The organism is Arthrobacter rhamnosi, from assembly GCF_054510975.1.
The window spans coordinates 243,681-266,364 of the sequence record NZ_JBTNDN010000005.1 but is presented as its reverse complement, the minus strand read 5'-3'; the positions used below and the strand labels follow the sequence as shown (position 1 = coordinate 266,364).

Here is a 22,684-nt window from a genome sequence, read left to right as displayed (position 1 = left end):
TCTAGGGGCCGGCTCGACGCCGGCTTACCCTCCTCTCTTGACCATCCGCTGCCCGAGCCCACGGCGGGACGCCCGGCCGACGCCGGTCCCGACCAGGGCGCAGCGCCCCTCCAGTCCGACGCAGCGGACCCCCTCAGACGCGGACCGCTGCATTCCCGACCCGGTGTGACCGAGGAGGGGATGTAGCGGTGGAATGGCTCTATCTCGCCTTCGGCCTCCTCCTCGTCCTCGGGACGGGGTTCTTCGTGGCCGTCGAGTTCGCGCTCGTCGCGCTCGACCAGACCTATGTGCAGCGCGCCGTCGACGACGGCGACACGAAGGCAGAGCCACTGCTGCGGTGCCTGAAGTCGCTGTCCACGCAGCTCTCGAGCTGTCAGCTCGGGATCACGCTCACCACGCTGCTCACGGGCTACGTGATGGAACCGTCCGTCGGGCGGCTCCTCGAAACGCCGCTGGGCGCGCTCGGCCTGTCGGAGGCGCTGGTGGCCTCGACGTCCCTCATCATCGCGATGGCCCTGGCGACTCTGCTGTCGATGCTCCTCGGTGAACTCGTGCCCAAGAACCTCTCCATCTCGCTGCCCTTCCGGGTCGGCAAGGCGCTGGCCCGCCCGCAGCTGGTGTTCACGGCCGTCTTCAAGCCGGCCATCATCGTGCTCAACGGTTTCTCGAACCGCATCCTCAACATCTTCGGCCTCGAGGCCAAGGAGGAGATCTCGGGCGCGAGGACGCCGTCAGAGCTCTCGTCCCTCGTGCGCCGGTCCGCCGAGATGGGCACGCTCGACCAGGGCACGGCCACCTTCCTCGCACGGACGTTCAGCTTCTCGGAGCGGACGGCGGCCGACGTCATGACGCCGCGTATCCGCATGGAGGTCATCGACTCGGACCAGACCGTGGCCGATGTCGTCGAGGCCGCACGGCGCACCGGCTACTCGCGGTTCCCGCTCATCGGGGACTCCGCCGATGACATCCGCGGGGTCGTCCACGTCAAGAAGGCCGTCGCGGTTCCCCGCCACAAGCGTGCGGAGCTGCCCGCCGGGACCATCATGACCGAGGTCCTGCGCGTCCCCGAGACCGTGCACCTCGACTCGCTCCTCCGCGAGCTCCGCGAGGCGAACCTCCAGCTCGCCGTCGTGCTCGACGAATACGGGGGCACCGCCGGTGTCGCCACGCTCGAGGACCTGGTCGAGGAGATCGTCGGCGAGGTCAAGGACGAGCACGACAAGCTGAAGCCGGGCGTGCTGCAGAGCGCCGCGGGCGACTGGTTCTTCCCGGGGCTCATGCGTCCCGACGAGGTCACGGTGCAGATCCCGGGACTCGTCGTACCGGACGAAGCCGGCTACGAGACGGTCGCAGGGTTCATCATGGCCGAACTCGGCCGTGTCGCGGCGCCGGGTGACCGGGTCGAGCTCCCGGCGGGCACCCTCACGGTCGAGCGCATGGACGGGCGCCGCATCGACCGGGTCCAGTTCCGGCCCGCACCGAAACCTGTGGGGGACCATCACGTGGACAGCCCGGACGGGGTGGCCGCCGACAGCGCCGTCGTCCCCGAACATCAGTCGGTCGCCCTGAGCGCCCGCACGCATGACGGGCCGCGGCCCGCCCTCGCCGGCAGTGCGGCAGTACGGAAGGACGACCGATGAGCGACTGGGCAGGAATTATCTGGCTCGTGATCCTCCTGATGGGCAACGCCTTCTTCGTCGGGGCCGAGTTCGCGGTCATGTCCGCGCGCCGCAGCCAGATCGAACCCCTCGCCGAGGCGGGCTCGAAGCGCGCCAGGACCACGATCTGGGCCATGGAGCACGTGTCCCTCATGCTCGCCTGCTCCCAGCTGGGCATCACGGTGTGTTCGCTCCTGATCCTCCAGGTCGCCGAACCGGCGATCCATCACCTGTTCGTCGTCCCGTTCGAAGCCGTCGGGGTGCCGGAGGGAGTGGCGGACGGCGTCGCGTTCGGCCTGGCCCTGATGCTGGTCACCTTCCTCCACGTGACCTTCGGCGAGATGGTGCCGAAGAACATCTCGGTCTCCGTCGCCGACAAGGCGGCGCTGCTCCTGGCTCCGCCGCTCGTCCTGATCGCGCGCGTCGTCCATCCCGTGATCTCCTCGCTGAACTGGTCCGCGAACCACATCCTGCGCGTACTCGGCGTGGAGCCGAAGGACGAGGTCTCCTCGACCTTCACGCTCGAGGAAGTGCAGTCGATCGTCGAGGAATCCACGAAGAGCGGGCTCGTCGAGGACGAGTCCGGGCTCATCACCAGTGCGCTCGAGTTCTCCGGCCAGACTGCCGAGACCACGATGGTCCCGCTCAGCGAGCTCGTCACCGTGCGGACCGACGCGACCCCCGAGGACTTCGAGCGGGCGGTGGGGCGCACCGGGTTCTCCCGTTTCGTGATGGTGGACGACCACGGCAACCTCACCGGCTACATGCACCTGAAGGACATCATGTCGATGCCTCAGGCGATGTACCGCAGGCCCATCACGGAGAACAAGGTCCGCACGCTCGCCAACCTGTCGCTCCATGATGAGATCGAGGACGCCCTCGCCGTGATGCAGCGGACGGGCTCGCACCTGGCGCGCGTCCTCGGAGCGGACGGATCGACACGTGGCGTGCTCTTCCTGGAGGACGTGATCGAGCAGCTCATCGGCGAGATCCGGGATGCGACGCAGAACCAGGGTGCCCGGAGGACGGGCGAGGGCGTCAACGGGACGGAGACCCCCGTCGCCTGAGGACCGGCTCTCCGCCGTTGAGATGCGAACCATTCGCATTCGGGTTATGCTCGATTCGCTAACGTAAGTTGTTCTCATTAGTCTGATCGAGGTCCCGATGCCCCTTTCCCGCCGTCTCGCCGTGCCCGCCCTCCTGGCAGCCTCCACCCTCGGCCTCGCCGCGTGCGGGGGCGGCGGATCCGCGGCCGCGGGGGCCTCCGGTACCGGCGATGATGCGCTCACGATCGTGACCCCCACGAACGTGTACGGGGACATCGCCGCAGCCGTCGGAGGGGACGACGTCGAGGTGGCAGCCATCGTCACCAACCTCAGCCAGGATCCCCACTCCTACGAGCCCACCGTGCAGGACAAGCTGTCCGTGTCCGGCGCCGACCTCGTGATCGAGAACGGCGGAGGCTACGACGCATTCCTCGGCAGGCTCGCCGACGAGACGGGCGTGGAGACGGTGCTCAGCGCCGTCGAGGTATCGGGCCTCGAGGAGGGCGAGGGGTCGACGGAGGAGCACACGGACGAGGCCGGGGAGGGGCAGGCCGAGGAGCACGCCCACGGTGCCTTCAACGAGCACGTGTGGTACGACCTGCCGTCCATGGTGAAACTCGCCGACGCCATCGCCGAGGAGCTCGGCCGGCTGGACGGGGACAACGCCGAAGCGTACCGCGAGCGGTCGGATGCCTTCGCCGCGCAACTCCAGCCGATCCAGGACCGGCTCGCCGCCCTCGCCTCGGACGGACCCGGAGGTGCGGTGGCCGTGACGGAGCCTGTCCCCGCCTACCTCCTGGAGGCGGCGGGGCTCGAGAACGTGACGCCGGAGGAATTCAGCGAGGCCATCGAGGAAGAGACGGATGTCCCGGTCGCGGTGCTGCAGGAGATGAAGGCGCTCGTGTCCGGCGGGACCCTCGCCTTCCTTGCCTACAATGGGCAGACCGAAGGATCGCAGACGGAAGCGGTTCGCTCCGCGGCCGACGACGCAGGCCTCCCCGTGCTCGACTTCACCGAGACCCTGCCCGAGGGCGAGGACTACGTCTCCTGGATGACCGCCAACACGGAGAGCATCGAGGCCGTCCTCGCCTCCTGAGGACCGGGAGGCCCGCGGCACTGCACCACCTGCACCACCCCGGCACGCTCACTTGAACCCCGACAGACTGGAAGCCGCACCGCATGACCTCGACGATGCCCCGCCAGGCCTCCCCGGACGGGACCGGCGGAACGCCGGCGATCAGCCTGCGCGGCGCGGCGCTGTCCTTCGGCGACCGGACGCTGTGGGAGGGACTGGACCTCGACATCCTGCCCGGTGAATTCTTCGCCGTGCTCGGCCCCAACGGGTCGGGGAAGACGAGTTTCCTGAAGGTTCTCCTGGGCCTGCAGCCGCTCGACACCGGCACGGCGACCATCGCCGGCCGGCCCGTCACCCGCGGCAGCCGGGACCTCGGCTACATCCCGCAGCAGAAGTCATTCCCGCCCGAGACCCCGCTCCGGGCCCGGGACCTCGTGGGCCTCGGTGTCGACGGCCACCGGTGGGGCCTGCGGATGCGCAGCCGCCACTACGACGAGAAGGTGCACGGCCTCCTGCGCGACGTCGGCGCGGAGTCCTACGCGGACGCCCCGGTCGGGCTGCTGTCGGGCGGCGAGCAGCAGCGGCTGCGTGCGGCCCAGGCCCTCGCCACCGACCCCGCGGTACTCCTGTGCGACGAGCCGCTGCTGTCGCTGGACCTCAACCACCAGCAGGCGGTCAGCGCCCTGATCGACCGGCAGCGCCGCGAGAAGAACAGCGCCGTGGTGTTCGTGACCCACGAGATCAATCCCGTGATCGACTACGTGGACCGCGTGCTCTACCTCGCGGACGGCAGGTTCCGCGTCGGGTCACCCGCCGAGGTCATGACCAGCGAGGTGCTCTCCGAGCTCTACGACAGCCCCGTCGAGGTCCTGCACAGCAATGGCCGGCTCGTCATCGTCGGACTGCCCGATGCCACTCCCCACCACGAGAGCGCCTAGGCCATGGACTTCCAGGAGATCTTCAGCGCCATCTTCACCTTCGACAACTACGCGCAGCTGCTGCCCCTCGTCCGGAACTCGCTGATCGCCGGTGCGGTCCTCGGGCTGCTCGGGGGTCTCATCGGGATGTTCGTGATGATGCGGGACCTCGCCTTCGCGGTCCACGGCATCGCCGAACTCTCCTTCGCCGGCGCGGCCTTCGCGCTCCTGGCAGGAGCCAACGTGGTCGCCGGTTCGCTCGTCGGATCCGTCCTCGCCGCGCTCGTCCTCGGGCTGATGGGGATCCGGGCACGCGACAGGAACTCCATTATCGGTGTCGTCATGCCCTTCGGCCTCGGTCTGGGGATCCTGTTCCTCGCCCTGTACGAGGGCCGCGCCGCCAACAAGTTCGGCCTGCTCACCGGCCAGATCGTCTCGGTCGACGACGTGCAGCTCAACCTGCTCGTCGGGTGCGCGGTCGTCGTCGTCCTCGCACTGGCCGCGATCTGGCGGCCCCTGACGTTCGCAAGTGCCGACGCCGACCTGGCGGAGGCACGCGGGGTGCCCGTGCGGGGACTCTCGATCCTCTTCATGGTGCTGCTGGGGATCTCGGTGGCGCTGTCCATCCAGGTCGTCGGAGCACTGCTGGTCCTCGCGCTCCTCATCACGCCGGCCGCCGCGGCCCTGAAGGTCACCTCGGCGCCCGGTCCCGCCGTCCTGCTCAGCGTGGTGTTCGCGTGCACGTCCGTGGTGGGCGGCATCCTGCTGGCGCTCGGCGGGCGCATCCCGATCAGTCCCTACGTGACCACGATCTCCTTTGCGATCTACCTCGTGTGCCGCTTCATCGGTTCGCGGCGATCGTCGCGGAGGTCCAGGAATCCGCGGATCGCCGGACCGGTGCCGGGACGTGCGGTGCCGACGGGTTCCTGAAGACGGGTTCCTGAACCAGAAGGAGGGGTCGCCGGCTCAGGAGCCGGGGACGCGGTCCGGCTGGCCCACCGCGTCGGTGATAGCCTGCTCCATGCTCCGCAGGAAGCGGGTGACGGTCTCCGTCTCCTCGCGGGTGAGGCTGTCCGCCGCCGCCAGGACTCCCCGTTTCTCGATGTCGAAGGCGGCCTGGAACTCGTCGGTGGCCTTCTCTCCCGGCTCGAGGATGACCGCGCGGCGATCAACGGGGTGACGGCGCCGGCGGATGTAGCCGGCCCTTTCGAGGCGGTCGATCACGAGGGTCGTCGATGCGCTCGAGATGCCCAGTGCGGCTGCGAGTTCCTTGGGGCTCGCGCCCTGGTCCTGCTGCCATACGGCGAGGAGGTAGCGGAGGGCGGCGAGGTCCGTCTCGTTGACGTTGAGCCGCTGGCTGAGGCTTCGGCGGAGTCCGCTCTCCACCGTGCGGTAGGCCCTCAGGGCGTTGAGGACATCGACCCCGGTCGCGGCCCTGCCGACCGTCCCTTTTCCGGACGGGGGGTACCAGAAGCCGGCTCCCTGCCGTGCATCCGAAGGTCTCATGGCTACAGTTTAGACCATCTAGTAGTTCAGCTCTCTAGGTAAGCGCTGTAATTCCCTACGTCCGGGATGGCGGCTCACACCCGGGGGCGCTCCGGGAACGGGAAGTCCAGTTCGAGCATGGCTTCTCCCAGGGCGTCGAGGAAACGGCGGATGGTGTCGCTCTCCTCGGCCGAGAGGGCGGCGGCGATCTCCATCATCCGCTCGTGCATCGTGCCCATGGTCGAGCGCACCTCGTCGTCGGTGGCGGCCGTGGGCCAGATCTCGATGGAGCGTCCGTCGGTTCCGCTCCGGCGCCTCTCGGCGTGGCCGCTCTTCTCGAGGCGGTCGATCAGGACGGTGGTGGCGGCGGTGGAGATCTCGAGCTCGCGCGCGAGTGCGGCGGCTGTGAGAGGGCGTCCCGCCTGCCCTGCACGGAGCATCAGGCGCAGTGCCGTCATGTCCGTCTTCCCCAGGTGCATCGAATCGCGGCTCTTGCCGCGCATGAAGCTCTCCGCGTTACGGTAGCTGCGCACTGCCTCAACCAGGCCATCGAGGCGACCGGAGTCCTCGCGGGTACCGGACTGGGCTGCGAGCGTGCTCGGCTCCACGGGGGCGGAGCTGTCGGAAGGCGTCACGGATCAAGCCTAGTCGACGGCACCGACGTCGTCCGCGCCGCGGTGGTACCGGTGGTGGGCCTTCCCGTCCGCGGCACGGAGTGCAGGGGCTGTCCCGCCGAGCGGACGGCGACGTCAGGACCGTGCGGCAAGCGCCGCACAGTCCGGGCAGACACCGTGGATCTCGACAGTATGGGCGGCATCGGTGAACCCGTGCTCTGCGGCGATGCGCGCGGCCCACTGCTCGACGGCGGGTGCCTCGACCTCCACGGCCCGTCCGCAGTTCCGACACAGCAGGTGGTGGTGGTGGTGCTCGACGGCGCACCGGCGGTAGACCGCCTCGTTGTCGCCGTTGCGCAGCACGTCCACCAGGCCGTCGTCGGCCATGGACTGGAGGATGCGGTAGGTGGTGGCGAGGGACACCGATTCCCCGCGGTCGTGCAGCACCCGGTGGAGCTCCTGCGTGCTGACGAAGTCGGCCAGCGCGTCGAGGGCGGCGCTGACGGCCCGCCGCTGGCGTGTGACGCGCTGCTCCTTGCGGGCGGGCTGCGGTGCCGGGTCCGGATTCGGGCTCGACACCGGGGCCGACTCGGAGACTGCCGTCGGTACTGCCTCGGATGTCACCTTCGGCGTCATGTCCTACCCTTTCCGCGGGCACTCGGCGGCCCTGGACCAGAGTCAAGATTATCAGCGCCGCCGCGGGTAGTCTGAGCCCATGCTGCTCACCAAGTTCACCCATTCCTGCGTGCGGCTCGAGCAGGACGGGCGCGTACTCGTCGTCGACCCGGGAACGTTCTCCGAGGTCGAGGAAGCCCTCGAGGGCGCCGGCGCCGTCCTGGTCACCCACGAGCACCCCGACCACATCGACGTGGACAGGGTCGTCGCGGCGCTGTCCCGGAACGCGTCCGTGGACCTGTGGGCGCCACAGGGCGTGGCCGACGCGGTCCGCGAGGGCCTGGGCGACGCCGCAGGGGAGCGGGTCCACGCCGTGGCCGGCGGCGAGGAGTTCTCCGCCGCGGGGTTCGGTGTGCGGACCTTCGGCGGGCAGCACGCACTCATCCATCCGCTGATCCCGCTCGTCGCCAACGTGGGCTTCCTGATCGGCGGCGTCTACCATCCGGGCGACTCGTTCATCGTGCCGGAGGGCATCGACGTCGACACCCTCCTCGTCCCCGTGCATGCGCCGTGGTCGAAACTGGCGGAAGTGGTGGACTTCGTCGTCTCCGTCCGTGCGCCCCGCGCGTTCCAGATCCACGACGCCCTCCTCAACGACACGGGACTGGGCATGGTCGAGGGCCACGTGACGCGCCTCGGTGCGCGGTACGGCACGGCCTTCGCCCACCTCGCGGTGCGGGAGAGCATCGAGGTCTGAGGCGGCGTCTGCCGCCCGCCGTCATCACCGCGCTGAAGGGCAGGACGGGCAGCTGCGCGCTCCGGGTGCGGTGGACGCCCCGGTGCCCGGAACGGGGACACGTGACGAGCTGCGTGTCGGCCGGCGGACCCCTTGGTGTCCGGAGCGCCGTGTGGTGGACTGGCCTGCATCAGGACCGGGTGCGGTCACCACTTCGCCCCGGTCGCCCGTCCCGACAGGAGATCTCGATGAAGACTCTGATGGATGTGCAGGAGCTGCAGGACCGGATGACCTCCGGCGCGCAGACTCTCCTGCTCGATGTGCGCTGGTCCCTGGGCGACCCCTCCGGCCACGAGCATTACCGTGCAGCACACATACCGGGCGCCGTGTACGTGGACCTGGAGACGCAGCTGTGCGCTCCCGGCGGGCCCGGTCTCGGCCGCCATCCGCTTCCCGACGGCGACGCCCTCCAGGAAACGGCCCGCCAGTGGGGGCTCGATGACGGTGACACTGTGGTCGCCTACGACGATTCGGGCAACCTCGCCGCCGCGCGCCTCTGGTGGCTCCTGCGCGATGCCGGGTTCGCATCGGTTCGCCTTCTCGACGGCGGCCTCACGGCCTGGCGCGCGGCCGGGTTCGACGTCGAGGGCGGGGAGGAGCGGCACTGCGTGGGCAACGTCCACCTCTCCTCGGGCCATATGCCGGTGGTCTCGATCCCCGACCTCCTCGAGCCGGCGGGAGTCGATGTCCTCCTCGACGCCCGCGCCGGGGAACGCTTCCGGGGCGAGCAGGAGCCGATCGACCCGCGGGCCGGCCATGTGCCCGGGGCCGTCAGCGCACCCACGGCGGACAACCTCGGCGACGACAAACGCTTCCGGCCGGCCCAGGAGCTCCGGAGCCGCTTCGCCGCGCTGGGCGCCGACCGCGGGAGGGTCGCGGTCTACTGCGGTTCGGGCATCACCGCCGCCCACGAGATCGCGGCCCTCGAGATCGCGGGAATCGACGCGGCCCTGTTCCCCGGCTCCTGGTCCCAGTGGTCGACCACGGAGGGGCTGCCCGTGGTGACGGGCGCCTGAGGGAAGGGGAACCCCATGACCGGTCGGCATCTTCCCGGAGAGACGCGGTCGATCCTCCACGGGAAGCTCGAAGTCGAGCAACGGCAGGTCACCGCCCGCATGCGGAAGATGCTCTACATCGTTGCGATCGTCCTGGTGCTGGCCGGCACCGGCTTCTTCCTTCTCACCCTGGGCGATGTCCTGCAGAAGGATGACCTCGCCACGCTGGACGAACCGGTCCATTCGTGGTTCGTCGGCCATCGCGTAGCGGCGGTGACCGTGGTGATGGTGGTCCTGGCCACTGTTTTCGGACCCATCGGCATGCCCATCGTCGTCGTGGTGGTCACCGCGGCCTGGATCCTCAAGGCGCGGCACATCTGGCGTCCCCTGCTGCTGGCCGGCGCCATGAGTGCTGGAGTGGTCCTTGCCGAAGTGATCACGCACCTCGTCGGCCGCGCCCGCCCGCCGGTGAGTGGGATGCTGCTCGGCAGCGACAGTTCGTACTCCTTCCCCTCCGGCCATGTCCTGGGAGCCTGCGACTTCCTGCTCGTCGGGGCGTTCATCGTGTTCTCCCGCGGACGGCGCTTCGGCCCGCTGGTCGCGGCGTTCCTTGCCGCGTGGGGCGGTATCGCCGCACAGGTGGCCAGCCGGCTCTACCTCGGCTACCACTGGCTCACCGACGCGCTCGCCTCCGTCGCACTGTCCCTCGTCGTCCTGGGAGTGGTGATCGCCCTGGACACATGGCGTACGGCAGGAGCGCCCCGGGAACCACGGGTGGGTCCTGGTCCCTGATGCGGTGCGTGCTGGCCCACTGCAGGACGGCACGGTAGCGTCGGGTCCATGACCCCAGGACGCCCCGTACCGCCACCCCTGCGTGGCAGCGTCCACCTGCCCGGGCGCCCCTTCCGTGAGGGCGTCCGTCCCGCATCCCGATCAGGAGGACCTATGCCGACGCTTTTCACCCGGATCATCAACGGTGAGGTGCCCGGGCGGTTCGTGTGGCAGGACGACGACGTCGTCGCGTTCCTCACGATCGCGCCCATCACCCCCGGCCACACGCTCGTGGTGCCGCGCCGGGAGATCGAGCACTGGCTGGAGGCCGACCCCGAAACCCTCTCGACGGTGATGGCCGTCGCGCAGAAGATCGGCCAGGCGCAGCAGGAAGCCTTCGGGGCCCGGCGCGTGGGGGTCCTGCTCGAGGGCTACGAGGTGCCCCACCTCCACGTCCACGTCTGGCCGACCCAGTCGCCGGAGGACTTCGACGTCAAGCGCGTGGACCCGGCACCCGATCCGGCGGCGATGGACCGGGCCGCCGTGGCTCTCCGCAGAGCGCTGCGGGACGCCGGGTACGGCGAGTCCGTGCCCGGCTGACGGGTACCCGTCAGCGCGTCGCCGCGAGCGCCTCGTTGAGCGCTGTCCGCACCCGCTTCTCGGACACCGAGTAGGCCGTGCCCAGATCCTGCGCGAACAGGCTGACGCGGAGCTCCTCGATCATCCAGCGCACGCGGGTGAGTGCGGCGGGGCGGTGCCGTCCGGCCGCGAGGGACGCGACGGCGTCGTCGTACTCGTCCTCCAGCCGCTGGACGGCGGCCGTGCCGACGCCGTCGCGCTGCACGTTGGTCGGCAGCTTCTCCAGCCGCACCTCGATGGCCTTGAGGTACCGGGGCAGGTGGGAGAGCTGTGCATAGCCCGTCGCCGCCACGAAGCCGGGGTAGACGAGGTGCTCGAGCTGGCTCCGGATGTCGTTGAGGGCCGTGATCAGCGCGAGGCTCGTGGTGCCCTTGAGCTGCTTCTGGATCCGCCGGCTGCTGGAGAGTACCTTCTCGACCGTCGCCGTCACCGTGAAGACCGTGTCGATCAGCTCGGCGCGGACCTCCTCGTACAACCGGGAGAAGGAATCCTCGGTCCAGGGCAGCTCCTCCGGCACGAGCTTGTCGATGGCTGCCAGGGAGCAGTCCCGGATCAGTTCCGCGACGCTGCCGTGCGGGTTCTGACTGAACGTGAGCTTCTCCGTGTTGCTCAGGTGCTCGAGCACGTACTTCGCCGGGCTCGGGATGCGCAGGGAGAGGAGCCGGATGATGCCGGCCCGCATCGCGGCCGCCTGCTCACCCGCCGTGGGGAAGACCCTCAGGCCCACGGAGGAGCCCTCGTCGACGAGGGCGGGGAACCCTGTGACGCGGTGGCCGGCGACGGTGCGCGACACCTCGCGCTCGACGGCGCCGAAGACCCAGGCCTTCTCTCCCGTGCGTTCGGCGACGGCCGGTGCCTCGGCGACGGCGATCCCGCCGCGGGAGGCTGGGGCCGCGCCGGAGCGCCCGCCCGTCCGGGGCATGTCGGCGGCGGGGGCGCCGCGGCCGCCCCGCCCGGAGGCGGGACGTCCCTCGTCGCGCCCGGCGGGGCCCGTCCCACCGGCACGACCGCCGCGCCCGGGTCCGCCCGCTGGCCGGCTGCCCGGCGTGGCGCCGAGGGACTGCGCGATGGCGCGGCTCACCGCCGGTGCCAGGGATTCCTTCAGCGCCTCGAGGTCGCGTGACTCGTCGAGCACCCGGCCGCCCGCATCGACGATGCGGAACATGAGCAGCAGGTGCTGGGGGACGGCCGACCAGTTCCACGATCCCGGCGGGATGACATGTCCGCGCAGGCGCCGGAGGGCGAGCTCGAGGGATGCCTCGAGGTCGTCCTGCGCGGGGTCGAAGTCCGACTCGAGGGTCGCTACTGCCGCCCGGGCGACATCCGGAGCGGGCACGAAGTTCTTCCGTACCTGTTTCGGCAGGGACTTGATCAGGGCCGTGACGAGTTCGACGCGCTGGCCCGGGATCTGCCAGCGGAACGGCTTCGGGTCGAGCTGGTTGAGGAACAGGACGGGGATGGTCACCGTGACGCCGTCGTGCGCACCCGGGGTCAGGGGCGAGAACTCGTAGGCCAGGGGCAGGTCGAAGCCTGCCTGGTGCCACACGCTCGGGAAGGCCTCCTCGTCGAGCTCCGCGGCATCCTCGCTCAGGAGCTTCTCCGGGTCGAAGTCGAGCAGGTCGGGGCGGTCCTGCCGGGCCGTCTTCCACCAGGAGTCGAAGTGCCGCTCGGACACCACCTCGGGGCCGATCCGCTGGTCGTAGAACTCGAACAGCGTCTCGTCGTCCACGCGCAGGTCGCGCCGTCGCAGGCGGTTCTCCAGTTCCTCCACCTCGGCGAGCCGGGCCTGGTTGCGGCTGAAGAAGGTGTGGTGCGTCTTCCAGTCGCCTTCGACGAGGGCATGCCGGATGAACAGCTCACGGGCGACCTCGCGGTCGATCCGGCCGTAATTGACGCGGCGCTGCGGCACGATCGGCACGCCGTAGAGCGTGACCTTCTCGTAGGCCATCACGGCGCCCATCTTCTTCGACCAGTGGGGCTCGCTGTAGGTGCGCTTCACCAGGTGCGGCGCGACCTGCTCCGCCCACAGCGGGTCGATGCGCGCGACGACGCGAGCCCACAGCCGCGAGGTCTCCACGAGCTCGGCGGCCATGACCCAGTCCGGTGACTTCTTGAAGAGTGCCGACCCGGGGAAGACGGCGAACCGCGTCCCGCGCGCCCCCGCGTACTCGCGCTTGCGCTGGTCGTAGAGGCCGATATGGCTGAGCAGGCCCGAGAGCAGGCTGACGTGGATCTGCTCGTGCAGCCCCACGGGGTTCACCGGCCCGGCGGGCAGGGTGATACCCAGGGGCTTCGCGAGCTGGCGCAGCTGCTGGAAGAGGTCCTGCCACTCCCGTACGCGCAGGTAGTTGATGAACTCGGTGCGGCACAGCTTCCGGAACTGGGTGGAGGAGAGCTCGTCCTGCTTCTCCTGCAGGTAGCGCCAGAGGTTGAGGTACGCGGTGAAGTCCGAGTTCTCGTCGACGAAGCGCTTGTGCTTCTCGGCGGCCTGCTGCTGCTTCGCCGGCTGGTCCGCGGAGGGCCGCTCGCGTGGGTCCTGGATGGTCAGGGCCGCGGCGAGGACCATGACCTCCTTGACGGCGCCGCGTCCGCCGGCCTCGACGATCATCCGGCCGAGGCGCGGGTCGACGGGGAGCTGGGCGAGCTTGCGGCCCACGGCGGACAGGCTGCCGTCGTCCTTCAGGGCGCCCAGTTCGCGCAGCAGGGCGATGCCGTCGTTGATGGCCTTGGTCTCCGGCGGCTCCACGAAGGGGAACTCGGCGATGTCCTTCGGGCCGCGGGTGACGCCCATCGCGGCCATCTGGAGGATGACCGCCGCGAGGCTCGTCCGCAGGATCTCGGGCTCGGTGAAGGGCCTGCGCGAGGCGAAGTCCTCCTCGGAGTAGAGGCGGATCGCGATGCCGTTCGAGACGCGCCCGCTGCGGCCGGACCGCTGGTTCGCCGACGCCTGCGAGACCCGCTCGATCGGCAGGCGCTGCACCTTGGTGCGGTGGGAGTAGCGGGAGATCCGTGCGGTCCCCGTGTCGATCACGTACTTGATGCCGGGGACCGTCAGGGACGTCTCGGCGACGTTCGTCGCGAGCACGATGCGGCGGTGGCTGCCCGTGGGGCGGAAGACGCGGTGCTGTTCCTCGAGCGAGAGCCGGGCGAACAGGGGCAGGACCTCCGTGCCGCGCAGGCGTGCCGTGGACTGGATGCGGGCCCGGAGGGCGTCGGCGGCGTCACGGATCTCGCGCTCGCCGGAGAAGAACACGAGGATGTCGCCGGGGGCCTCGAGCGAGAGTTCGTCCACGGCGTCGCACACGGCGTCGAGCGGGTCGCGTTCCTCCTCCAGCTCGCTGTCCGCTCCGCCGTCGCCCTCGTCGAGTCCGCCCGGCGGCTGGTCGAGCGGACGGTACCGGATCTCCACGGGGTAGGTGCGTCCGGAGACCTCAATGATGGGTGCGGGGGAGGTGTCCTCGATCGCGGCATCGGCGGCGAAGTGGGCCGCGAACCGCTCCGGGTCGATGGTCGCCGAGGTGATGATGACCTTGAGGTCGGGCCGCTCGGGCAGGATGCGCCGGAGGTAGCCCAGGATGAAGTCGATGTTGAGGCTGCGCTCGTGGGCCTCGTCGATGATGATGGTGCTGTACTTGCGCAGCATCCGATCGTGCTGGATCTCGGCGAGCAGGATGCCGTCGGTCATCAGCTTGATCTTCGTCTTCCGGCCCACCGACCCGGTGAAGCGGACCTGATAACCGACCTCCTCGCCGAGGTCCACCTGGAGTTCCTCGGCGATGCGCTCGGCGACCGTGCGGGCCGCGAGCCGCCGTGGCTGGGTATGGCCGATCAGCCCGTGGTCGGCCAGGCCGAGTTCGAGGCACATCTTGGGAATCTGCGTCGTCTTCCCGGAGCCGGTCTCGCCGGCGATGATGGTGACCTGGTTCGCTGCGATGGCAGCCATGATGTCTGCCCGGCGTTCCGAGACGGGAAGGTCCGCGGGGTAGGAGATTGTCAGTGCCATAGTTGCCTGCCAGTCTAGTTCGTCGTGCCGACCGGCAGGCCTGCGTTCACTGTCGGCTGGAGCTTGCCTTCCCGACGGCGCCTGTCCCGTCCTGGTCTGTCCCATTCAGTCCGGGTCCGTCCTGGCCTGCTCCTTGGGCGGAGCGGCGGAGGCGGTCCGCGACGACGAGGGCGCGCTCGCGCATCGCGGCCGGCTCGAGGACCTCGAAGTCGATGTCCCAGCTCGCGAGGTAGGCCAGCGGGAAATCGAGGGAGTCGAAGCCCGCCCGGAGCAGCGTGTGCTCCTCGCCGTCCGCCTCGAGGGTCCCCGTGGTTGCCGGGACATGCGCCTCCAGCTCGCTCAGGGGCGCGGAGAACCGGATGACGGCGTCATAGGAGAAGGGCGACCGCGTGATGGATTCCTGGACGTAGGCGGCAAGGTCCGGCGCCGGCAGGGGCCGGGGCACGAACCGGTCCCTCGCCACGGGCACGCTCTGGCATCTGTCCACCCGGAACGTCCGCCAGCCCTCCCGCTCGCGGTCGAAGGCGACGAGGTACCAGCGCCGGCCCGTGTCCACGAGGCGGTACGGTTCGACGACCCGCCGGGACGATTCGCCGTCGTGCCGGTCGTAGCGGAACGCGACGCAGCGCCGTTCGGTGATGGCTGCCGAGAGGGCGGTGAGCACCTCGGGATTGACGGGCGTGCTCGCGGCCGCCATCCGGGTCACCGCGGTCCGCAGCCCCGAGAACCGGGGCCGGAGACGGGGCGGCAGGACCTGTTCGAGCTTGGTGAGCGCACGGACGGAGGCTTCGCCTACGCCCGAGACCGGGCTGGCCGTGACCGCCGTGAGCCCGATCGCGACGGCGAGCGCCTCGTCGTCGTCGAGCAGGAGCGGCGGGAGCTGGGCGCCGGCGCCGAGCTGGTATCCGCCGGCGACGCCGGGGGAGGCGTTGATGGGGTAGCCCAGCGTGCGCAGCTTCCCGATGTCCCGCCGGACGGTGCGTTCCGTGACGTCCATGCGCTGGGCCAGGGCCGGGCCGGTCCACTCTCGCCGCAGCTGCAGGAGGGAGAGGAGCTGCAGCAGGCGGGCCGAGGTCTCGATCATGCCACCACGGTACGACGGGAAGCGGACGAAAGCTGTCCTCGATCCCGCCCTGTTCCGGCCGGGACGGCACTCGGATAGGACGTGGGGGACTCACGACCGATCCGGGGTCCCCGGGGCCGGCCGTCCGACGAGCCAGAGCACCCACGCTGCAAGCGCCCCCACGCCGGCGAGCACGGCGGCGACGCTGGACCCGGCGTCATCCACCAGCAGGGCGAGGACGGCCACGGGCTGCGCCACGGCCTGGAGGCGCAGGAAGGACCAGGCGATCGCCCGGAGCGCCGCACCACTGATCCAGCCGCGGAGGGGCAGCGGCAGGAGCAGCAGATAGAGCAGGAAGACGGCGTGGAGCCCCGCCACGAAGACGGGCAGCCACGGCGACCCGGCCGGCATGTTGACCGCGTAGGCCACCACCAGGAGGAGGAGGGACACCGATGCCATGCCGATCGATGCGAGAAAGGCCGCGCCCGCCGCCACCACCACGGGGAGGACGACCCAGAGGGAACCGTTCCAGACGACGGAGCCCAGCAGGACGGCGATCAGGGCCGTGGCTCCACGGACCACCGGGAGGGGTACGAGTCCGCCGCGGTCGGGGAGGGCCCGCCCACTCGCGGCCGGGCGCCGCGTGCTCACGGGACCTCCCCGCCCGAGCCCTGCCGGGAGCCCTGTCCGAAACCGCCGGTGCGTCTGCCGGCGCGGCGCGCCAGCAGCCGGAGACCCAGGGCGAGGTCCGTGCCGGGATCGGTCCCGAAGTCCTCGGACGCTCCGCTCGGGCCGGTGCGTCCGTCCAGCCGGGGGTCCGCAGATGCTCCCCGGAACACGGGGATGCCCTCGCGCTGCAGGTCCTCGATCAGCAGGCGTCGCCGGAGGAGCGTCAGCCGCACGGCCTGCGCCTGAGCCACCGTCGACTCGTTGCGGTCCAGCGGCGGTACGCAGTCGACACCGGCGACGAGGTGGCCCTGTGCGTTCCACAGGCGCAGGAGTCGCGCCGGTTCTGCGTCGAGGAAGGCGGAGAACACGACGACGACGGCGCCCGGGGGCGGCGCGGGGTCCCGGCGCCGGTGCCGCCGCGGCACGACCGGCGTGCCCGCGAGGCGGGTCCGGATCTGCTCGAGGTGCCGGGCGCCGGCCGCCGAGCGCAGGGCCCTGCGGGTGCCGGAGAGGTCGTCCAGGCCCACACGGTCCCCGGCGGCGAGATAGGACGCGGCTACCGTCGTGGCGGCCGCGCGCGCCACGTGGAGCGATCCCGGGACGAGCCGCTGCGGCCCGGCGGTGAACCATGCGGCGGTCGACGCCGGGAGGTCGTGTCCCTGGTCGATGACGAGGTGGACGGAGGCCTCGGCGTCGGCGAACGTGCGGCGCACCATGAGCTGGTCCTGGTCCGCCGAGCGGCGCGCCGTGGCACGCCAGTCGATGCGTCGCAGCTGGTCACCGGGCTGCAGGGGCGCGATCGACCTGAGCTCGCCGCCCTCTCCCGGCCGCCGCGACGCATGCGTTCCGGCAAGGCCCACGAGGCGTCGGGACACGGGGTGCGCGAGGGCCGGCCCGACCGGCGGGAGGATGCTGACACGCACGGGCGGGGCTGCCACGAACGGCGCTGCGCCCGAGAGGTCGGACGGAAAGGCGGCCGCGCCGTAGGACAGGACGTCGGATTCTCCCGAGAGCGGAGCCTCCACCAGCAGGGGACAGTCCTCGTCGGCCCGCAGGACCAGCGCGTCGGGCGGGCATCCCGGTGCGGCGAGGACCACCGCGACCAGCCGGTGCCCGGCTGCATCTCCGCCGGGTGGCCGCGGGGCGAGCACGAGCCGGAGGCGGGAGCCGCCGGCTCCGGCCCTCCGGTCGGCGGTGATGTGCACCGGAGGGTTCCCCGTGGCCTCGGGGCCGGTGCGTCCCGCGAGGGCGAGGAGGGCGAACGGGGTGGCGAGGGCGACCGTGTCCGGACGGCCGGACACGAGCCCGGCCACGATGCAGACCAGTGTGACGATGACGGCCAGGGCCCAGGCGGGGGACCGTGCCTCGGCGCGCCTAGCCACGGGGCACGGTCGGCGGGGTGGGCACCTCGGCCATCACCTCCCGCACCACGGACTCCGTCGCGACCCCCTGCGCCCAGGACGACGGCGTGAGGGTGAGCCGGTGCGCGAGGACGGCGACCGCGCCCTCCTTGAGGTCTTCGGGAAGGACGAAGGGACGCCCGTCGAGTACGGCGAGGGCGCGGCCCAGCAGCACGAGTGCCTGGGACCCGCGGGGCGAGGCGCCGACCTCGACCGCGGGATGCCTGCGCGTCGCGGCCGTGAGCCGCACCGCGTAGTCGATGACGTCGTCGTCCACCCCCACGGACTCGACGACGGCCTGGAGGTGCAGCAGCCCGTCGGCCGTCGTCACGCTCTCCACCCTGGTCTCGTCCTGCCGGCGCGTGATGCGGCGGGCGATGATGTCCTGTTCGCCGCCGGGGCCGGGATAACCGAAGCGCAGGCGGACCAGGAAACGATCCAGTTGTGCTTCCGGCAGGGGATACGTGCCCTCGAACTCGATGGGATTCGAGGTCGCGAACACGTGGAAGGGTCGCTGCAGCGGCATCGTGGTGCCCTCGGCGGAGACCTGTGCCTCCGCCATGGCTTCCAGGAGGGCGGACTGCGTCTTGGGGGACGTCCTGGTGATCTCGTCGGCGAGGAACAGGCCCGCGAAGACCGGTCCCGGCCGGAACTCGAACTCCCGCGTGACCGGATTGAAGATGGAGGATCCCGTCACATCGGACGGCAGGAGATCGGGCGTGAACTGCAGGCGCCGGAAGTCGAGCCCGAGCGCCTGGGCCAGGGTCTTGGCCGCGAGGGTCTTCCCGAGTCCGGGGAGGTCCTCGAACAGGACGTGGCCGCCGGCCAGTACCGCTGCCAGGGCCAGGCGCAGTGGTGCGCGGGCGCCGACGACGACGGTCCCGGTGCGCTCGAGGATCGTCCGGCCGAGGTGGGCGGCGGTGTCGACGGGACTGTCGACGGCACCCGGTCCGGTGGTGGGTCCGGTGGAACGGGTGGAATCAGGGGCGGTCATGGATCTCCTGGCGTGCGGATACGGCGGCGTCCGCTCGCGGCCGGCCTGCTGTATCGGCTGCCGCGTCGGCGGGGAATCGGGGCGTGCTGGCCGGTCCGGTCTCCGGCGGTTCCAGTATCATCCGCTCGAGCTCATCGAGGACGGCGCTGATCTCCCGGTGAGTCAGGGCCGACGGTTCGGCCCGCGCGAGGAAGACGTCGAGTGCAGCGCTCCTCGGGGTGTCCGGGCGTGCCGCGACGACCGAGGCGGCGATGGCCTGCACGTCGAGGACCGCGCGCGTGCCGGGCTCGGTGGACGACAGCGAGAACTCGAGTGCCTGGATGTCTCCGAGGCCGCGGACAGGTTCGGGCAGTGCCGGCAGGGTGGGCCGGAGGACGTCGAGCGCTTCGAGGAGCCCGTTGGCGATTCCTGCTGCCAGCGCCGCCCCCACGAGGGCCACGGCGTGGCGACCATCGAGCCCGAAGAACCAGTCGGCGACCAGCGCGAGCCCGACCAGCACGCCGGTGACGGCCCATGCGGAGGGCTTCACCGGGGAGTCCTCCGGCCGCGCTGCGACCCGCGCGACGCCAGCGCGGCCGACAGCTCATCGATGCTGGCGGCGGCCAGTTCACGGTCGGACAAGTCACGGTCGGCCGGCGGAAGGCCGGGGGAGCGGTCGTGCCCCGCCTGCCCGAAGCGCGCCCGCTGGTACAGCCGGTTGAGGGTGGACAGCGGCTGGGGTGAAAGGGCGAGCGCCGAGGACACCGCGACGGCGAAGTCCGTCGTCGTCTCGGCCGGTCTGCGCCCGGCGCCCGCCGCAGCGCACAGGCGCTCGAAGTCCAGCCAGCACCGGATCACGGCATCGGACGTGTCCGTGCCGGCTGCGAGTGCTGCGCGGGATGCCTCTGCCCAGGCGGGCAGGGCGTCGGCCAGAAGGGAGGTCCCCGGCCGCTGGAGTTCCGTCTGGTCCGGGAACCCGTCCAGCTGCTGCGATCGGAATCGCGGCAGGAACCGCAGCAGGAACCGCAGCAGGAGCGCGAGCGCGATCATGACCAGGATCAGCAGGGCGGCGGCGGCCGAGTCGCCGGTGATGACGAGGCGCTCGCCGTCGTCGGGCAGCGCCTCCGGCGTCTGCGTCGCGGAGGGGCCCTGCTGCTCCAGTCCGGCGACGGAGGGGTCCACTACAGGCTCGGCCGACAGCTGTCCCATGTAGCCGGCTGCGATGACTGCGAGAACCAGGACGAGGACGGTGAGCACGGGGCCGGCGAGTGCCGGGACGGTGCGCCGGCGGCTCGACCGCATCGTGCCCTTCGTCCCCACGATTCCCCTGCCGGTAGGTGCCAGTGCGGCCCCGCGGGGCCGCGTGCTGTGGAGCCTACCAAAAACAGAACCGCCGCCGGCCTGGTGGCCGACGGCGGTGGACTCTGCGTGAGTCGGGGTGCCCTCGATAGGATTCGAACCTACGACCTTCTGCTCCGGAGGCAGACGCTCTATCCCCTGAGCTACGAAGGCAGACGCGGGAACTCCCGCATCCGTAAGGGACTCATCGAGCTTAGCAGGTAGTGCTTCTCGCGGAAAACACAGCGGCGGACGGGCCGTCAGTAGCCGAGGAAGGCGTCCGTGCGCACGCGCGGGACGCCCGCCTTGCGGACTTCCGCTCGGATCTCGCCGATGAACTTCGGTGAGCCCGAGACGAGCACTCTGCGTCTCCTGAGATCCGGCACGGCGGCGAGGAGGTTCTCCGCGTCAGGGGCCGGGCCGCTGTAGGTCCAGGTGTCGGGTAGGGCCAGGGGCTCGACGCCGGGCATGAACAGCACCACGCGGGTGCCCAGGTCGGCCAGCTCGTCCCGGAACGCGATGTCCTCCTCGTTCCGGACGACGTAGGCGAGGACGACGTCGCGCTCCTCGCCGCGCGCGGCCAGGTCCCGTAGCTGGCTGATGAACGGCGTCACGCCGATCCCTCCGGCCGCGAGCAGCAGGGGTACCGACCGGTCGCGCGGCAGGCTGAAATCCCCTCCCACGAGGGTGCCCGTGATGCGTGCCTCCTTGGGCAGGTCGAGGAGAGCCTTCTTGAAGGAGCTGCCCGCTGCCGTGGTCCGCACGCCGAAGGTGACCGCGGAGGTGTCCTGCGGCGCGGACGTGATGCTGAAGACCCTGCGGCTGCCGCGGCCGTCGGCGTCACGGTGCGGCATGCTGAGCTCCATGTACTGGCCGGCACGGAACCGCACGGGCCGCGAGGGCTCGAAGACGAGTTCCGTACTGGTCGGCGTGAGCTGCCGTGCGCCGGCGAAGGACAGCCGCACGCCGCGCCGCTGGCCCAGCAGGAAGGCTCCCGCGTTGCCGATGACCAGGGCGAACTCCGGGCCCAGGAAGACCGGGCCGATGGACAGCTGGAGGGCGAGGACGGTGGCGACGATCGCGGCGAACAGCCACTGCTGCCAGCGGAGCGGGGGCAGGGTGAGCGGCTCGGTCATCATGAAGCCGACCAGGAACAGGAGGGGATATGACGTGAGGACCAGCTGCAGGCCCGCGCCGGGAGTCATGCCGCCCTGCAGTAATCCGACGAGCAGGATGCCGATGCCGCCGACGAGGAACACTGCGGCCATGGAGAGCTTCCGCGTCCGGTGGAGGAGGAGGGCGGCGCCGACGGCGACGACGGGCAGCATGTAGGCGTTGGCGACCCACCACCCCGCTGCACCCACTCCCAGCAGGGTCGCGACGACGGCGCCGGCCGCGGCGGGATTGACGATGTGCCGCCCCCGGAAGGCCAGCAGGAACTTCGAGGCCCCTGCGGCGATGCCGGCCACCAGGATGCCGCCGAGGCCGGCCGTGGTGCCGGACGGGAACATGATGAGGAACAGGATCAGCCCCGTGATGAGCGACGAGTCCCCGTGCGGACGCAGCCGCAGGATCAGGGCCAGGAGCCGCGTGCCGATGATCGTTCCGCCGACCGCCGCGAGGAGGGTCCCGCCGAGTTCGGCCGGCGAAAAGGCGAGGAGGCCCGCCAGCGACAGCACGAGGGCCTCGACGGTCAGGACCAGGAGCAGGGCCAGCGTCAGCCGGTACATGGTCAGGCGGCTCAGCAGGGCGTCGAGTGCTGTGGTCATCGGAACAGGGCTCCTGCGAGGGGGGTGGAGTAGCGGGCGCGTCCGTCCGAGTACACCATGACGTAGTCGAACGTGAAGGCCTCCGCGAGCACTGCGGGGTCGGTGACGAAGAGGGCGGTGCACAGTCCGTCGGCGGTCATGGCGTCCTCCGCGAGGACCCACGTGGCGACCACCGTGTCGACGCAGCGGCCGGTGCGGGCGTCGAGGATGTGGTGCAGCCCGTCGCCCCATACCCTGCGGTTGGACGCGGATGCGCAGAGCGCCCCGGAGCCCAGGCGGACCGTCCCGATGGCGGACGACGGATCGTAGGGATGCTCGAGGGCTACGGTGATGTCGCCGGAGCCGATCCGCCGCATGTCCCCGCCGGCGTCCACGATCACGTCCTCGTGGCCCGCGGCGACGAGGCTTTCCAGCAGGAGATCGACGAGCTGGCCCTTGCCCGCTGCGCCGACGTCCAGCAGGGCCGGCTCGCGCAGGGTGATGCCCTGGTCTGTCCACTGCAGGACGTCGTCCCACGCCCGTGCCGGCGCGGGGTCGGCCGTCACGGCGAAGGAGTAAGCGGCGTCGTATCCCGAGGCCGCCAGCCGGTCGCCGACGAGGGGTGAGACACCGCCGTCGGTGAGGTCGTGGAGCGTGCGCAGGAGACCGCCGAGCCGTGCACCGTGGTCCGGCAGGGCGAGCTGCCCGCCGTCGGCCGCGAGCGCTGTGACTCCTGAGTCGCCCCGGAAGCGGGAGTAGAGCGCGTCGTAGTCCTCCACGAGGCGCAGCAGGTCCGTTCTCTGCTCCGGCGCCAGCGGCGCCGCGCAGTCCACGCGCCAGCTGGTGCCGATCGCGTCGAAGCTGAAGGAGCCTGTCATG

21 protein-coding genes and 1 tRNA gene are annotated in these 22,684 nt (G+C 70.9%); 9 read left to right on the top strand and 13 right to left on the bottom strand.

Annotated features, from left to right (window positions below; translation table 11 throughout):
* Positions 1-188: 188 nt before the first annotated feature.
* The 5 genes from ACX80J_RS13200 to ACX80J_RS13180 all read left to right on the top strand — a co-directional run bounded on the left by ACX80J_RS13200 (position 189) and on the right by ACX80J_RS13180 (position 5,626).
* Entirely contained in the window at positions 189-1,640 is a 1,452-nt protein-coding gene (locus tag ACX80J_RS13200; RefSeq protein WP_459348083.1) for a hemolysin family protein, read from the top strand.
* The gene (locus tag ACX80J_RS13195) at positions 1,637-2,725 is read left to right on the top strand and encodes a hemolysin family protein (RefSeq protein WP_459348082.1); all 1,089 of its coding nucleotides are present in this window, start codon (positions 1,637-1,639) and stop codon (positions 2,723-2,725) included. Before ACX80J_RS13200 ends, ACX80J_RS13195 begins: the two co-directional genes overlap by 4 nt.
* Before the next feature lie 97 nt (positions 2,726-2,822).
* Complete coding sequence (locus ACX80J_RS13190; RefSeq protein WP_459348081.1) at positions 2,823-3,800, top strand: metal ABC transporter solute-binding protein, Zn/Mn family; 978 nt, start codon at positions 2,823-2,825, stop codon at positions 3,798-3,800.
* An 83-nt stretch (positions 3,801-3,883) separates the two neighbouring features.
* Positions 3,884-4,717, top strand: coding sequence for a metal ABC transporter ATP-binding protein (locus ACX80J_RS13185; protein WP_459348080.1), 834 nt, complete (start codon positions 3,884-3,886; stop codon positions 4,715-4,717).
* 3 nt (positions 4,718-4,720) lie between these two features.
* Positions 4,721-5,626 carry a metal ABC transporter permease gene (locus ACX80J_RS13180; protein ID WP_459348079.1) on the top strand — a complete coding sequence of 302 codons (906 nt, stop codon included), beginning with the start codon at positions 4,721-4,723 and terminating at the stop codon, positions 5,624-5,626.
* Between the two features lie 36 nt (positions 5,627-5,662).
* Here ACX80J_RS13180 and ACX80J_RS13175 read toward each other — a convergent pair whose 3' ends face one another.
* From ACX80J_RS13175 to ACX80J_RS13165, 3 genes are all read right to left on the bottom strand, one after another.
* Positions 5,663-6,202: a MarR family winged helix-turn-helix transcriptional regulator gene (locus ACX80J_RS13175; RefSeq protein WP_459348078.1), complete on the bottom strand. Its 540-nt coding sequence runs from the start codon at positions 6,200-6,202 to the stop codon at positions 5,663-5,665.
* Positions 6,203-6,276: 74 nt separating this feature from the next.
* Complete coding sequence (locus ACX80J_RS13170) at positions 6,277-6,816, bottom strand: MarR family winged helix-turn-helix transcriptional regulator (RefSeq protein ID WP_459348077.1); 540 nt, start codon at positions 6,814-6,816, stop codon at positions 6,277-6,279.
* 114 nt (positions 6,817-6,930) lie between these two features.
* Positions 6,931-7,431 (bottom strand): Fur family transcriptional regulator, encoded by a 501-nt coding sequence (locus tag ACX80J_RS13165; RefSeq protein ID WP_459348076.1) that lies wholly within the window; start codon positions 7,429-7,431, stop codon positions 6,931-6,933.
* A gap of 79 nt (positions 7,432-7,510) precedes the next feature.
* Between ACX80J_RS13165 and ACX80J_RS13160 the strand changes: the two genes are divergently transcribed.
* From ACX80J_RS13160 to ACX80J_RS13145, 4 genes are all read left to right on the top strand, one after another.
* Positions 7,511-8,167 (top strand): MBL fold metallo-hydrolase, encoded by a 657-nt coding sequence (locus ACX80J_RS13160; protein WP_459343539.1) that lies wholly within the window; start codon positions 7,511-7,513, stop codon positions 8,165-8,167.
* 227 nt (positions 8,168-8,394) lie between these two features.
* A complete protein-coding gene (locus ACX80J_RS13155; protein ID WP_459343538.1) occupies positions 8,395-9,222 on the top strand; it encodes a sulfurtransferase in 828 nt (275 codons plus the stop codon).
* A 15-nt stretch (positions 9,223-9,237) separates the two neighbouring features.
* The gene (locus ACX80J_RS13150; RefSeq protein WP_459348075.1) at positions 9,238-9,993 is read left to right on the top strand and encodes a phosphatase PAP2 family protein; all 756 of its coding nucleotides are present in this window, start codon (positions 9,238-9,240) and stop codon (positions 9,991-9,993) included.
* Positions 9,994-10,146: 153 nt separating this feature from the next.
* Complete coding sequence (locus tag ACX80J_RS13145) at positions 10,147-10,572, top strand: HIT family protein (protein WP_459348074.1); 426 nt, start codon at positions 10,147-10,149, stop codon at positions 10,570-10,572.
* A 10-nt stretch (positions 10,573-10,582) separates the two neighbouring features.
* Here the strand turns inward: ACX80J_RS13145 and hrpA are convergent, their stop codons facing one another.
* The 10 genes from hrpA to ACX80J_RS13095 all read right to left on the bottom strand — a co-directional run bounded on the left by hrpA (position 10,583) and on the right by ACX80J_RS13095 (position 22,683).
* Positions 10,583-14,614, bottom strand: a complete 4,032-nt coding sequence (gene hrpA, locus ACX80J_RS13140; RefSeq protein WP_459348073.1) for an ATP-dependent RNA helicase HrpA — start codon at positions 14,612-14,614, stop codon at positions 10,583-10,585.
* Between the two features lie 46 nt (positions 14,615-14,660).
* Positions 14,661-15,698 (bottom strand): helix-turn-helix transcriptional regulator, encoded by a 1,038-nt coding sequence (locus ACX80J_RS13135; protein ID WP_459348072.1) that lies wholly within the window; start codon positions 15,696-15,698, stop codon positions 14,661-14,663.
* A 90-nt stretch (positions 15,699-15,788) separates the two neighbouring features.
* Positions 15,789-16,328, bottom strand: a complete 540-nt coding sequence (locus tag ACX80J_RS13130; protein ID WP_459348071.1) for a hypothetical protein — start codon at positions 16,326-16,328, stop codon at positions 15,789-15,791.
* Positions 16,325-17,728 carry a DUF58 domain-containing protein gene (locus ACX80J_RS13125; protein ID WP_459348070.1) on the bottom strand — a complete coding sequence of 468 codons (1,404 nt, stop codon included), beginning with the start codon at positions 17,726-17,728 and terminating at the stop codon, positions 16,325-16,327. The genes ACX80J_RS13130 and ACX80J_RS13125 overlap by 4 nt, the downstream gene beginning before the upstream one ends.
* Positions 17,721-18,740, bottom strand: a complete 1,020-nt coding sequence (locus ACX80J_RS13120) for an AAA family ATPase (RefSeq protein ID WP_459348069.1) — start codon at positions 18,738-18,740, stop codon at positions 17,721-17,723. The genes ACX80J_RS13125 and ACX80J_RS13120 overlap by 8 nt, the downstream gene beginning before the upstream one ends.
* Complete coding sequence (locus tag ACX80J_RS13115; protein ID WP_459348068.1) at positions 18,727-19,269, bottom strand: hypothetical protein; 543 nt, start codon at positions 19,267-19,269, stop codon at positions 18,727-18,729. Before ACX80J_RS13115 ends, ACX80J_RS13120 begins: the two co-directional genes overlap by 14 nt.
* Positions 19,266-20,039 carry a DUF4129 domain-containing protein gene (locus tag ACX80J_RS13110; RefSeq protein WP_459348067.1) on the bottom strand — a complete coding sequence of 258 codons (774 nt, stop codon included), beginning with the start codon at positions 20,037-20,039 and terminating at the stop codon, positions 19,266-19,268. The genes ACX80J_RS13115 and ACX80J_RS13110 overlap by 4 nt, the downstream gene beginning before the upstream one ends.
* A gap of 119 nt (positions 20,040-20,158) precedes the next feature.
* A tRNA-Arg gene (locus ACX80J_RS13105) sits at positions 20,159-20,231 on the bottom strand.
* 86 nt (positions 20,232-20,317) lie between these two features.
* Complete coding sequence (locus ACX80J_RS13100; protein WP_459348066.1) at positions 20,318-21,826, bottom strand: FAD-dependent oxidoreductase; 1,509 nt, start codon at positions 21,824-21,826, stop codon at positions 20,318-20,320.
* Positions 21,823-22,683 (bottom strand): FAD:protein FMN transferase, encoded by an 861-nt coding sequence (locus tag ACX80J_RS13095; protein ID WP_459343527.1) that lies wholly within the window; start codon positions 22,681-22,683, stop codon positions 21,823-21,825. Before ACX80J_RS13095 ends, ACX80J_RS13100 begins: the two co-directional genes overlap by 4 nt.
* Position 22,684: the final 1 nt, after the last annotated feature.

Coding starts and splice junctions, on each gene's coding strand:
- ACX80J_RS13195 (WP_459348082.1), top strand. CDS start 1,637: ATGAGCGACTGGGCAGGAATTATCTGGCTCGTGATCCTCCTGATGGGC.
- ACX80J_RS13190 (WP_459348081.1), top strand. CDS start 2,823: ATGCCCCTTTCCCGCCGTCTCGCCGTGCCCGCCCTCCTGGCAGCCTCC.
- ACX80J_RS13185 (WP_459348080.1), top strand. CDS start 3,884: ATGACCTCGACGATGCCCCGCCAGGCCTCCCCGGACGGGACCGGCGGA.
- ACX80J_RS13180 (WP_459348079.1), top strand. CDS start 4,721: ATGGACTTCCAGGAGATCTTCAGCGCCATCTTCACCTTCGACAACTAC.
- ACX80J_RS13175 (WP_459348078.1), bottom strand. CDS start 6,202: ATGAGACCTTCGGATGCACGGCAGGGAGCCGGCTTCTGGTACCCCCCG.
- ACX80J_RS13165 (WP_459348076.1), bottom strand. CDS start 7,431: ATGACGCCGAAGGTGACATCCGAGGCAGTACCGACGGCAGTCTCCGAG.
- ACX80J_RS13160 (WP_459343539.1), top strand. CDS start 7,511: ATGCTGCTCACCAAGTTCACCCATTCCTGCGTGCGGCTCGAGCAGGAC.
- ACX80J_RS13155 (WP_459343538.1), top strand. CDS start 8,395: ATGAAGACTCTGATGGATGTGCAGGAGCTGCAGGACCGGATGACCTCC.
- ACX80J_RS13150 (WP_459348075.1), top strand. CDS start 9,238: ATGACCGGTCGGCATCTTCCCGGAGAGACGCGGTCGATCCTCCACGGG.
- ACX80J_RS13145 (WP_459348074.1), top strand. CDS start 10,147: ATGCCGACGCTTTTCACCCGGATCATCAACGGTGAGGTGCCCGGGCGG.
- hrpA (WP_459348073.1), bottom strand. CDS start 14,614: ATGGCACTGACAATCTCCTACCCCGCGGACCTTCCCGTCTCGGAACGC.
- ACX80J_RS13135 (WP_459348072.1), bottom strand. CDS start 15,698: ATGATCGAGACCTCGGCCCGCCTGCTGCAGCTCCTCTCCCTCCTGCAG.
- ACX80J_RS13120 (WP_459348069.1), bottom strand. CDS start 18,740: ATGACCGCCCCTGATTCCACCCGTTCCACCGGACCCACCACCGGACCG.
- ACX80J_RS13100 (WP_459348066.1), bottom strand. CDS start 21,826: ATGACCACAGCACTCGACGCCCTGCTGAGCCGCCTGACCATGTACCGG.
- ACX80J_RS13095 (WP_459343527.1), bottom strand. CDS start 22,683: ATGACAGGCTCCTTCAGCTTCGACGCGATCGGCACCAGCTGGCGCGTG.